The organism is Schleiferilactobacillus shenzhenensis LY-73, assembly GCF_000469325.1.
Lineage (GTDB): Bacteria > Bacillota > Bacilli > Lactobacillales > Lactobacillaceae > Schleiferilactobacillus > Schleiferilactobacillus shenzhenensis.
In genome coordinates this window covers 61,863-73,126 of sequence record NZ_KI271591.1, presented here as the reverse complement: position 1 = coordinate 73,126, position 11,264 = coordinate 61,863, and the positions used below count along the sequence as shown (strand labels likewise).

The window sequence follows — 11,264 nt, the reverse complement described above, 5'->3', positions numbered from 1 at the left end:
GCTTGCTACGCGTTGGCACTCAGTCATGTTGGAATACGAGTTCTGTCACGCCCCCAATTTCACAGCTGAGCCCCAATCTGCTCCGCCCTCCGTCACCCTACCTCTGTGGAGACAGATAGCATCGTGCTTGTCACGAAATGCCTTCAATTGCCGCCAGTGGTCTGTGTGCCTCGTCGGCGAACCAGCGTAAGACCGCATGTGATCGTGAATCCGTTCGATACCTGCATCGCCGTTATGACTCATTCAGCCGACAGTTAGAATGAATGATTCAAGATATCCTCGTTTCCACAACAAAACTGGGACAAAATCCACATGCCGTGTAACGCCGTGAATTTTGTCCCAGTTTTTGTTTGTTGTTAGTTACGGGTTAGTCGCGGTACTTGGTGATTTTGTCGGCGATGGTCAGGCCTTGGTTTTCGGGGAAATAGTTGATCTTGACGTAGACCATCTGGGATTCGCCGCCGGCTTGGGCGGTAATCTTGGGCACTTCTTTGACGATCTCCATCAACTTGTCGTAGTCGCCTTCTAAGCTGGTCTCGAAGGGGCCGACGTCGTAATTGACGCCGGTCGTTTTGATATAAGCTAAGACGGCATCCACGATAGCGACGACTTTCTTCTTATCGGGGTACATGGGTAATACTTGAATCGCAACACTGGCATTCATTGATTGGTTCACTCCTTGTGAACAGCAAAGGACCCGCGTAGGCGGTCAGGTACCGAGAAAACGGGTCCCAACAAAAAACTGCGGCAAAGTGCGCCGCAGTTTTCCCAGAAACAATTCTGTTCTTCCTACGCCAGCATGATCTGACAGGTTCAAAGGGTCGCGGGTCACACCCGCCTCTCAGCCGCTTGCACGACTCCCCTGCTATTCGATTTTCTTACTGCACAATCAGAATACACGCTCTGACCGGGAGACGCAAGCTACGAGAGCGAGACGTCCCGGCGGTTGAAGATGTAGTCGGCGATGAAATAGAAGACGGCAATGTAGATGATTAAGCCGATGGCCCAGCCCCAGCCGCTTAGCGACGCAGCGGCGGGCATCCCCTTCAAGTTGCCTACCAGCGGATTGTAGGACATCAGGTTGAACGGATTCCACTTGATCCACCACCACTGCTTGTTGACCATCAACACGGTCAGCAGCTGCGTCACAATGCTCAGCACGAACTCCAACAGGATACTGAACGTGATTGCCAAGCCTTGGGAACGCATCCCGGCGGCGAGGACAAACACCACGGATAGATAGAACAGGTTGCCCAGCACATAGATGGCAATCGTGACCAAACCATAAAGCCACGTATTCATGCCGTGATCGACGACCTTGTTCAAACCGCCAAAGCCCCAGAAGGCCCCGGTGAACAGAATCGCCACGAGGTACACGACGACCAGTGAAACAACCAGATAGGCCAGTGCGGCTAAGAACTTGGAGCATAGGATCTGATGACGGTTATACGGTCGGGTCAAGAGCAGTTTGATCGTATTCTTGGCAAATTCCTCCGTGATAATAATGGCCGTCATCACGATGGCGAAAATCGAGACCAAACTGCTGCCGCTGGAGAAGATCGTCAGGAAGGCCTTGGCGCCAGTCGACGCTCCGCTCAGGGAATCTGAGGTGACCGTACTGTTGATGCCCGTTCCTAACCCGTGCATACCCCAGGCGGTCAAGCCAGCAAACACGACCGCAATCAGCAGCAAGATCCACGACGACTTCTTGGCCCAGAGCTTGCGCCATTCGTTGCGAAAAAGATTAAACATTGGCTTTTGCCCCCTTCTCTTTGGTCAGCGCCAAGAAGCTGTCTTCCAGGCTCGCCTGCCGCAGCTGCATCGTCGTCACCGGAATGCCAGTGTTGAACAATGCCTCGGCCAGCTGCTTCTGGAATGCGTGGGGATCGCCCTCCGGTACCGCAATATCGAAGGTATCTTCCTTGCGGGTGTACTGGAGCTTCATCTGCTGCAGGATAACCACCGTTTCGTCCGGCTTCGTCGTGGTCACTTCCAGATGGTTGGTCCCATGAGAAATCAGTTCGTCCATCGTCCCTTGATACGTCACTTGACCGTGCTGCAGCACCACCAGGTCGTCCGCCAGGGATTGAATGTCACTCAAGATATGACTAGAAATGACAATGCTCGTCCCCTGGTCCCGCAGGTCGCTCATCAGCGTACGGAAATCGTGGGCACCGGCGGGGTCCAGCCCATTGATCGGTTCGTCCAGCAGCAGGACTTCTGGTTTATGCAGGATGGCTTGGGCCACCCCGAGCCGCTGGCGCATCCCGAGGGAATACGTTTTGACCTTGGCATTGCCGTGGTTGGCCAGTCCCACCCGCTCGATGACGGCGTTGATGTCCGCATCACTGATTGCGGTGCGGCTCATGTCCGCCAGCATCCGCAGATTTTTGAAGCCGGTCAAATAGTTGTAAAATTCAGGTGCTTCAATCATCGCGCCAACGTGCATGATGGCCTTCGTAAAGTCCTTCTCCACGTCTTCGCCCATGATCGTTACCGTACCGCTGGTGGGGCGCATCAAGTGCACCATGATCCGCAGTGTTGTCGTTTTGCCGGCCCCGTTTGGTCCCAATAACCCGAGGATCCGGCCCTTGCCGACAGAAAAGCTCACGTCCTTCAATATCTGGACGTAATGCATCTTCTTCGACAAATGATCCACCACGGCGGCGTAATCTGTCGTGTCTGCCATCATTCAATCCCTGCCTTCCAATGGAGTCAAAACTCCAATACTCATGTCCCCAGTCTAGCAGACTTCCCCCACCAGCTAAACCATTCCCCGCCGAATGCACCTTACAATAATGTCACGCCGACCCAGCGAAGAGTCCACAGTCACATCCCAGACGTCAACGATCCGCGATGAAAGCCGCCGCAGAACAAATTTTTAAACAACCGCTACAGCACCGTCTGCTTCCGTTGGGCATATGTGAAAAAGGGCCGGGCGCACTTGGCCCGGCCCTTTTTCACATATACCCAACATAAAAACCGCTGGTTGGGGGACCAGCGGTAAAAGGAGTAAGGGTAGCCGACGGTTGGGGGACCGTCGACCTGTTTTTTCATGTTCACTTGGGGGGAAGGAAATGAAAAAAGTTGAATTATTGGGGTGGTTAAGATTTCATCTCAACCGTTGTCTATACTACCGGATGATTATGAATTTTGTGTGAATAACGGCTGTTATTCTAGAATTTGCAAAAATATTTTGTCGAATCTGACGGGCACCTGGTACAAAGCCGTTTCTTGGCCTTTTTTTGCGCTGATTCGGTCAAAAATACATCTAAAACGCCCGTAAACCGGCATTCCCGGTCATCAGCCAACTAGTTGCAGCCCGCAAACAGTTTTGTCCATCCGTCCGCTTCGCTTTTTCTGCCGCTCTGCCGCCACCTGGTATCTCATTCCCTGGGGCCTCTAGAATGCAAAAAATCCCCGCCGGCTGGGCCAGAGGGGATGATCACGTTCATGCTGTCTTACTTGTTATCGTCGTCTTTCTTGTTCTGTTCGTTCCATTCTTCGCGGGTGACCATATCCTTCACGTTCATTTTAACTTCGGTCACCTTCAAACCTGTCAGTTCAGGAATCGTCTTGCAGACGGTGTTCACCACGCGGTCAAAAATGACCGGCGCACTCTTGCCGTATTCCAGGATGGCTTCAAAGGAAACGGCCACTTCTTGATCGTCTGAAACGTCAACGTTGACGCCGCGGGTGTCGGAGGAGGTGAACATGTTGGTCATGTTGTCCATCATGCTGCCCTTCAGGTCCAACACGCCTTCAATATCACTGGCGGCATGGGCAGCCACTTTGGCTACCACGTTGTCGTTGAAAGAGAGTTCCTTGTTTACCTGAGGGATCTTCTTGCTATCCAGCTTATTGTCCATGGTCATTGTGGTCATGCGAATCTTCCTTTCTTGTTTGAGGTCATCCTTGCTGCCTTGGGGGCAGTTCACGCCCCTTGGGCCGCTAATTTCTTTTGCCGAGCGAGTTCATTGTCTGATGCTTGCTTGCGCCAAGCATCCCGGGTCAGGACATCACTCACGTGGACATTCAGCTCCACGACTTTCAAACCGGTCATACCTTCCACCCGATCCCGGACCCGGGCACAGATCTTCTTGAATATCTCTTGGGCGTCTCGACCGTATTCGAGGATCAGATCCACATCGATGGCGACTTGCTTCTCGCCCACCTCGGCACTGATCCCTTTGCTCAGGTCGACGTTGTTCCGGAACTTGTCGGCAATGTCATCAAAAAAGCCGCTGCTCATGGCCAGTACGCCATCCACTTCTCGAATCGCCACACCCGCAATCTTGGTGATCACGTCATCCGCAAAGGTCAGTGTGGTGAGCATGGGAGTGGTCGTCACGGCAGGTTGGGTCGCGTCCATCGCGTACACCTCTCTTTCTTCCTTCAATTCGTCTGCAGCATCTGTTGGATCCGTTTGAGTACCGGCAGGATCTCACCGCTCTGGAAGGCCCCGACGACCCAGCAAATCAGGGCCACGAGGGCAATCAGCAGAGCGGACCAAAATCCGGCCAAAATGACAGCAGCGGTGAATAAACCGCCGATCAAAGCGTACTTCATCGCTTGACTCATTGGTTACACCATCCTTCTATTGCACAACGCGGCCTGTGTTAGATCACCCGGGCATTCGCCGGTTTGCCCGGCGACACGGTGACCCACACTTTCTCCACGGGAATCCCGAGCGTCGTCTGCAGCTGCGTTCGCACGGTTTCTTCAATACTCGCCCCGAGCTGTTTCAACCCTTGATCGTGATGGGTGAATGCCGCCACTTTGACCCGGGCCTTTTGACCGCGATCCAGCAGCGCCACATGGGCTTCCACATGGGTCACGGGATGGTTGGCCACGACAGAACGCTCCACCGTATTGGCCACCGCCGTCTCGGAAATATGCAATTCCCCATCCCGGGTGGCAAATGTCAGCTGGTCAGTGGTCGCTTTCTTGAACAGAATCCGCAGCATCGCCCCGAGCAGGTACAGCAGTGTCCACATACTGAGAATGGCGGCGGTGGTCGCCAGCCATGTCTGGTCGCTGAGCCAGCGGCGGATCGGCAGCAGCCACGGTACCGCCGGCGCTGCCAGAATCAGCAACAGCAGCGGGGCCGCCAAAGCCACCAGGCCAAGCAGCGTCAGGACGATTTTTGTCCCTGAGCGCATCGTGTCACCTCACTTTCTTGTGTCAACGTAGAAAAGGCTTTCTTTTCTATCTAATACCAGTCTAGCGAAACGGTGAGACACCTGGCAAACACGTGTCTAAGCAGGTGATCCGCAGTGCGGCGCTTACGGAGACACCAAAAAGCACCCGGTTATCACAGAAATGTGACGACCGGGTGCTGATTGTTGAAACAGTTATTTCGTGGGCTTGAGGTCCAGGTGCTTGATGATCTCGTCCATGGTCTGATCCAGACCAATGTTCGTCAGGAAGGGCAGGCCGTTCGTGACAGGCTTGCCGTTCGGGTTGGTGTACTGGGTCGTGGTGATGACCAAGTCGTAGTTGTCGGCCATTGACGGTACTTCGGGGATCGAGGCTTGGTCAATCTTGTATTCGTCCTTCGGCACACCGCGCTTGTCGAGTTCTTCTTGCAGCTTCTGGATGGCGATGGTGCTGGTCACTACGCCTGCACCGCAGGCAACGAGAATTTTTTTCATGGTTTAAACACCTTTCTTATTGGCAAATCGGTTCAACATGTCTATTATTGCGCATCCGCCTTAGCGGCGCCAGCCTTGGCGTCAGCGACGATGTGGTGCCGGTTCCAAAGAACTAACACAGCGCACAGAGCAATGCCCAGGATGTAGGCCAGCCACTTGTAGTTAGCGACTTGGACCAGCAGCCAAGGGAACGGATCGGAGCCGTGGTCAATGCTGGAAATCAGCGAAGAGCCCTTGGGAATCGGGAACTTCGCGGCGCGGGCGGCCTTAGTGATCAGCGGCGCCAGGTTCGTGCCGATCCAAAGACCAAGGATCACGTTGATCGCCCCAATGATGAAGGAGCGGAAGAAATCGCCGTGGACCACGGACACGATCAGCGGGAACATGAAGACGAAGCCGACCAGCCCAATGGTGGGCAGGAATTGGTTGCCGGGCAGGATGAAGGCGAAGATCAAGGCGACTGGAATCATCAAGGTCGCGCAGGCCAGGACGACGGGGCTGCCGATACCGACGGCGGTATCCATCCCGATGTAGAGCTTGCGCTTGCCGGAGAACTTCTTCTGGGTCCAGCCAGTAATGGCGTTCGATACGGGGACGACCCCTTGCAGCAGCAAAGCGGCCATCTTCGGCGTGATGACCATGACGGCGGACAGGGTCACACCCATCAGCAGAATCTTGCCGACTTTATCCGGAATCGAGACGCCCGGCGCAGCGACATAGGCAATGGCCCCGATAATGCAGCCAATGACGAAGCCGAGCAAGGTGGGTTCGCCCCAATCGCCGAAGCGCTTGTTGAAGTCTTCGGCGTTCAGGTGGATCTTGTTAACGCCGGGGATCCGCTCGAGGATCCAATTAATCACGATGGCACTGGGCACGAAGGAACCAGCGTAGCCGTGCGGGATAGAAATCCCGGGCAGGTTCAAGTACTTTTCTGACAGCGGCGCCATCCGGTCGGCAATGACCATGATGACGATCATGTTGACCGAAGCCAGGAACAAGCTGAGCACGATGTCGTGGGTCAGCTGGTAAACCAGCGAGCCGCTGAAGGCAAAGTGCCAGAAATCCCAAATATCAACATCGATGGTCTGGGTGGTCTGGGTCAGCAGCATGATGATGTTGATCAAGATGCCCAGGGGAATCATTGAGACCCCAACGGCTGTCCCGTAAGCGATGGCACTGGCAGACGGCCAGCCGACATCGATGACCTTCAAGTTGATGTGGGCAATGGCAATCATGTTCTTAATGGCCGGGTTCATGACACTGGTCAGGATGGACACCGTGGCGTTCAACCCGATGAACCCGATACCGACCATCAAGCCGCCGCGCAATGCTTTAGAAAACGGCACCCGCATGCAGAGCCCGAAGATCAGCATAACGATCGGGATCATGACGGTGGGGCCGAGGTTGACGATGTACATAATGGCATCGACGATATACTTCATGAGTAATGTACCCCTCTCAAATAATCTATTTTATGATGGCGAAACAAATCCTAACGTACTGAAAAAGTCTGTGTAGAACTGGTCCAAACCCACGGTGGAGACGAGCGGCAAGGCCGTCATCATTGGCGGCATACTGGCCGGCATCTGGGTCGTGGAACAAACCAAATCGTATGTAGCTCCATCAGCCAGGGCATCTTGAAAATTACCCTGACTCAGTGCAATCTGGCGGCTGAGACCGCGCCGGTCGATTTCTTCCTGCAAGCGCTGGATGGCGATGGTACTCGTGACCACGCCGGCGCCGCACACGATGAGGACGCGCTTGATGGCCGCCATCAGCGGTCCAGGGAGATGGCCCCGAGCGTCTTATCCAAATCAGTAAATAAGGCGTGGGCATCGTGTTCTTGCAACAGCTGGGCCAGGTGCTGCTCGTCTTGGAACAGGGCCATGACGTTTTGCAGGACCTGGACTTGGCCGTGGGGTTCGTGGATGGCAAGCATCATGATCAAGCTGACCGGAATCTCTTGGTCCGTCACCGCCATATTGTGGAATGGAATCGGTTGGGCCAAGGTGGCCACGGCAATCGCCGATTCTTTAACGTACTTCGCGTCCGCGTGGGGAATCGCCACATTAATCTTGCCTGCCGGCAGGCCTGTGGGAAATTTTTGCTCTCGGGCCCAGACGGCATCGAAGAAGTCATCGTGGACTTTACCGGCGGCATTCAATTTGCCGGCGAGAAAGCGCAGGGCCGCCTCGTTGTCCGCAAACTGCTGATCCGGAAAGACCAAGTGTTCATTAATTAGTCCCATTGTTTTCCTCCATTGTCATCAAATTTGCCAAAGCCTGCGCGAGGCCGGCATCGGGCTGGCGCACCAGCTTGGCTGCTGCCGTAGGGCTGGCTAACCCCCGCAGCAATGCCTGAAACGCCGGTTGCGGCTGGTCAGGATCAAAGCAGGTGATCAGCAGCAGCCGGATGGGCTGGCCATCCAATCCCGGCCAGCTTTCCGCTGCATGAATCGGCACGGCCACCAGCCGGGCCGGGGATAACCCCGGCTGCATGTAATGCGGCACCATTAGGCCCCCGCCGATGCTGGTACTGCCGGCTTGTTCCCGGGTCAAGACGGTCTCCATAAACTGCTGACTGTTCGGAGCGACTTTTTGTTTGGCCAGCCAGGTGCCGACGGCCGTCAGGGTTGGCCGAAAGCCAATCGTTGTGGTCGGATACACATCAATTTTCATCGCTGGCCTCCACATGCTCAGCCAACAAGTGATGTAAATTGGCCCGGTCTAAATCACCGAACAGCGCGCTGACCAGAAGCACCGGGACGTGGTCGATGGGCTGGACGCGGACGGTGGACAGGACCACGTCCGGCCGCCACGTCGCCATATTCGCAGCCGTGTACTGGGTGGTGGAAATCACCGCCGGCACAACGAGATCCGGGAAGTACTTGTTCACTTTGACCCGCAGCAGCTCCGATGTCCCCTGCCCGCTGGTACACATGATCACGACCCGCTGGGGCCGGTCCTGCTCTTCCAGGCAGCGGGCAAAGTAAAGGGTGACAAACCCGGCTTCATCCGCACTGATGGCGTGCAGGTGGAAGTGCTCCGCGGCGGCGTTCAGGGCGGCCGCAATCACGTTGAACAAGTCACCGTATTGCCGTCGGATTTCTGCCAGCCACACGTTCTTCACCGTAATGTCGTTGCGCAGCCGGTTGAGCATCGGCTGAATATGTCGTTCCAAATCGGTGAGGGACGCGGCATCCAGCTCCAAATCGATCTGCCGGGCCACGGCTGCGGTCACGTACTTGGTGAACGCCGACACTTCCGGGGCCATTGGCAGCAGCTGCGACGCGTCCCCGCCCAACTGAATGGACAGCAGGTACTGGAAGATATTCAATTCTTCCGTCAGGGGCAGCTGCGTGACCAGATAGCGGTCGAAGTCGCCAATGATCACCTTGGCCAGCTCGTACAAGACCGCGTTGTCCCGCGCCGTCTGCACGTCCACTGGGGTCATCTGATAATCTTCCGCGTCCCAGTGGCCGTTGCGAGCCCGCATGATCAGGGTATACATATGGGAGAAAAGATTAATGTTGTACGGATACGGAATGTCGCCATCGATCGTCCGCTCCACGCGGTTGATCTCGCCCACGATGAAGGCCTGGTCGAACTTATCCATCCCCGCCGCGCCGGCGCTGAACTCGGAGATACTTGTCACGGAGAAGAGGTTGAGCCGCTCCAGCGTGTGGTTGATCGCCCGCCGAATATTCTCTTCCTTCCCGGACACAGCGACCTGGGTGTGGTCCCGAATGAGCCGCAGCGTATCCGCTGCCAACAGATTGCCGATAACGGTCAGATCGCTCTGAATCACGGAATCGCTCACATAATATGGCGCGAACAGTGTTTCTCTTTGAACGTAATACGGGGCCTTGAAGAGCAAGGACAGAAGGACTTTATTCTGCCGTTGAAGGGGAGAAAACTCGCTGTGCCCGTTCGGCTCAGCGGGTTTCACCGGCGCCGCCGCATTTTCGCTGAGCAGCTTGACCCCTTTACCGCGGCTCGTGACGATCAGCGGCTCCGTGTGGGCGTCGTTGATGCGCTCGATCCAGCGGTAGACGGTCTTACTGGACACCCCCAGCTGGGTCGCCAATTCTTCCGCCGTGACGTACCCCCCGGCGCGTGCCAGTAACGTCAGCAGTTCTTTTGTGCGTTCTCTCATTTGCATCACCCATCTAGTATGTTAGTGTTTTCTGTCCACAACTGGTCCGAAATTGTGTCTGGAGCTATGGACATTTCTCTTAATGAAACCATAAGAAATAGGCCGGTGCAAGGGCATCGGCCTATTCGCTACACCAAACTACGCGTCACGGACCATCATCCGCCGCATGGCTGCGGTCAGCAGGCTGGGCGGTAACTGGTGCAGCTCTTGGGCAGCCTGGGGATTAGTCAGCCGCTGGACCAGCTGAATAAATTCAGGCTGCCGGGTACTATCTTGCCCCACCAGAACAACGACCAGCCAGAGCGGGACGCGGTCGGCCCGTTGGAAACTCAATTCGTTGATCAGCGGCGCCGTGACGATCCGCGGATCGGCGCTGGCCGGCGGCGCGTAAGTCACGACTCTAATACCTTGCTGCATGATGCTGGCCGTATTCTGCGGCCATGGCTGGACCTGTTGAACAAAAGCCTCTGCCGTTGGCGCTAACTGCCGGGCGGCCAAGAAGTGCCCCACACTTCTCAAGACCGTCTGATACTCCGTGGTCGCCACCGGACGTAATTCCACGATCATTCCGTTCATCCTTCCCCTTGGGCAATATAAAGCCGTTTTCAACCCCTGGTCAGCTGCCCAAATAATACACTTAGTATGCTACAGTAGAGATAGCATATGTGGGATTTTTTAGCAACTGGTATACAGAGCAATACAGCGATGTATACTGAAGTTGACAAAATGATTGGTTAAGTTGGTAGCCTCTTTTTCCCACTTGTAAGATAATGAAACATAAGGTCCTCAATGCAAAAGGGGGTGACGTCATGTCATTAGGGGAAAAGTTGTTTGCACTCCGTAAACAGGCAGGTTATTCCCAGGAGACAGTCGCGGAGAAAGTCGGGGTCACTCGACAGACGATTTCAAAATGGGAAAACAACCAGGCTTTACCGGAGATGATCAAGGGCAAGCTCCTCGCTGAACTCTATGGCGTGACTTACGATAGCCTCGCCAACGAGGCGACTGGTCACCATTCAACACGAGCGGCCCTGGACCCTGCGCCTGACGTCGATTGGACCAACGCGATGAACAAGCGTTACCCTGTCCTCGCGGATTACCACGAAGATCCGAAGTTCCAGATCCTGCGGAACCAGGTCTTTGCCCTCTACGATGATATCCAGAAAGAAATGGGGTTGTCGGAGCTGGACACGTTCTTGGTCATGCGGGACATGGTTTCCCAGCGGTACCGGCAATATACGCGCAATCGTGGAAAATAATCACATCGTTGACAACTGCAACGAGCGCCTGCTGGGCGCTCGTTTTTGTGTGCACGTGATGTCGGTCGCTGGCCTGGGTGTGCTGCGAAGATTGGGAGGCAGGTTAGTATCTGGCGCTGGCCCGGGTGACTCCGGGCTCCGCGGGCGGGGGCTGGAATACTGTGGGGACGTGACAAAGCTTACCCGGGCGCCGTGC

15 protein-coding genes are annotated in these 11,264 nt (G+C 55.4%); 1 reads left to right on the top strand and 14 read right to left on the bottom strand.

Annotated features, from left to right (window positions below; translation table 11 throughout):
* Positions 1–367: 367 nt before the first annotated feature.
* The 14 genes from L248_RS08880 to L248_RS08815 form a co-directional block, all read right to left on the bottom strand.
* Positions 368–664, bottom strand: coding sequence for a thiamine-binding protein (locus tag L248_RS08880; RefSeq protein WP_022529850.1), 297 nt, complete (start codon positions 662–664; stop codon positions 368–370).
* Positions 665–921: 257 nt separating this feature from the next.
* Positions 922–1,752 (bottom strand): ABC transporter permease, encoded by an 831-nt coding sequence (locus tag L248_RS08875; RefSeq protein WP_022529849.1) that lies wholly within the window; start codon positions 1,750–1,752, stop codon positions 922–924.
* Positions 1,745–2,692 carry an ABC transporter ATP-binding protein gene (locus L248_RS08870; RefSeq protein WP_022529848.1) on the bottom strand — a complete coding sequence of 316 codons (948 nt, stop codon included), beginning with the start codon at positions 2,690–2,692 and terminating at the stop codon, positions 1,745–1,747. The genes L248_RS08875 and L248_RS08870 overlap by 8 nt, the downstream gene beginning before the upstream one ends.
* A gap of 769 nt (positions 2,693–3,461) precedes the next feature.
* A complete protein-coding gene (locus tag L248_RS08865) occupies positions 3,462–3,884 on the bottom strand; it encodes an Asp23/Gls24 family envelope stress response protein (protein ID WP_245585292.1) in 423 nt (140 codons plus the stop codon).
* A 50-nt stretch (positions 3,885–3,934) separates the two neighbouring features.
* A complete protein-coding gene (locus L248_RS08860; protein ID WP_040535871.1) occupies positions 3,935–4,372 on the bottom strand; it encodes an Asp23/Gls24 family envelope stress response protein in 438 nt (145 codons plus the stop codon).
* Positions 4,373–4,395: 23 nt separating this feature from the next.
* On the bottom strand, positions 4,396–4,581 hold the full coding sequence (locus tag L248_RS08855; RefSeq protein WP_022529845.1) for a hypothetical protein: 186 nt from the start codon (positions 4,579–4,581) through the stop codon (positions 4,396–4,398).
* A 38-nt stretch (positions 4,582–4,619) separates the two neighbouring features.
* A complete protein-coding gene (gene amaP, locus L248_RS08850; RefSeq protein WP_022529844.1) occupies positions 4,620–5,162 on the bottom strand; it encodes an alkaline shock response membrane anchor protein AmaP in 543 nt (180 codons plus the stop codon).
* Between the two features lie 192 nt (positions 5,163–5,354).
* Positions 5,355–5,654, bottom strand: coding sequence for a PTS sugar transporter subunit IIB (locus L248_RS08845; protein ID WP_040535832.1), 300 nt, complete (start codon positions 5,652–5,654; stop codon positions 5,355–5,357).
* A gap of 44 nt (positions 5,655–5,698) precedes the next feature.
* Positions 5,699–7,096 (bottom strand): PTS galactitol transporter subunit IIC, encoded by a 1,398-nt coding sequence (locus L248_RS08840; protein WP_022529842.1) that lies wholly within the window; start codon positions 7,094–7,096, stop codon positions 5,699–5,701.
* Between the two features lie 30 nt (positions 7,097–7,126).
* On the bottom strand, positions 7,127–7,429 hold the full coding sequence (locus L248_RS08835; RefSeq protein WP_022529841.1) for a PTS sugar transporter subunit IIB: 303 nt from the start codon (positions 7,427–7,429) through the stop codon (positions 7,127–7,129).
* The gene (locus L248_RS08830; RefSeq protein ID WP_022529840.1) at positions 7,429–7,902 is read right to left on the bottom strand and encodes a PTS sugar transporter subunit IIA; all 474 of its coding nucleotides are present in this window, start codon (positions 7,900–7,902) and stop codon (positions 7,429–7,431) included. Before L248_RS08830 ends, L248_RS08835 begins: the two co-directional genes overlap by 1 nt.
* Complete coding sequence (locus tag L248_RS15230) at positions 7,889–8,332, bottom strand: PTS sugar transporter subunit IIA (protein ID WP_022529839.1); 444 nt, start codon at positions 8,330–8,332, stop codon at positions 7,889–7,891. Before L248_RS15230 ends, L248_RS08830 begins: the two co-directional genes overlap by 14 nt.
* On the bottom strand, positions 8,322–9,809 hold the full coding sequence (locus L248_RS08820) for a BglG family transcription antiterminator (protein WP_040535829.1): 1,488 nt from the start codon (positions 9,807–9,809) through the stop codon (positions 8,322–8,324). Before L248_RS08820 ends, L248_RS15230 begins: the two co-directional genes overlap by 11 nt.
* A 138-nt stretch (positions 9,810–9,947) precedes the next feature.
* A complete protein-coding gene (locus tag L248_RS08815) occupies positions 9,948–10,376 on the bottom strand; it encodes a hypothetical protein (RefSeq protein ID WP_040535827.1) in 429 nt (142 codons plus the stop codon).
* A 242-nt stretch (positions 10,377–10,618) separates the two neighbouring features.
* On the opposite strand from L248_RS08815, the gene L248_RS08810 reads away from it, so the two are divergent.
* Positions 10,619–11,068, top strand: a complete 450-nt coding sequence (locus L248_RS08810; RefSeq protein WP_040535825.1) for a helix-turn-helix transcriptional regulator — start codon at positions 10,619–10,621, stop codon at positions 11,066–11,068.
* Positions 11,069–11,264: the final 196 nt, after the last annotated feature.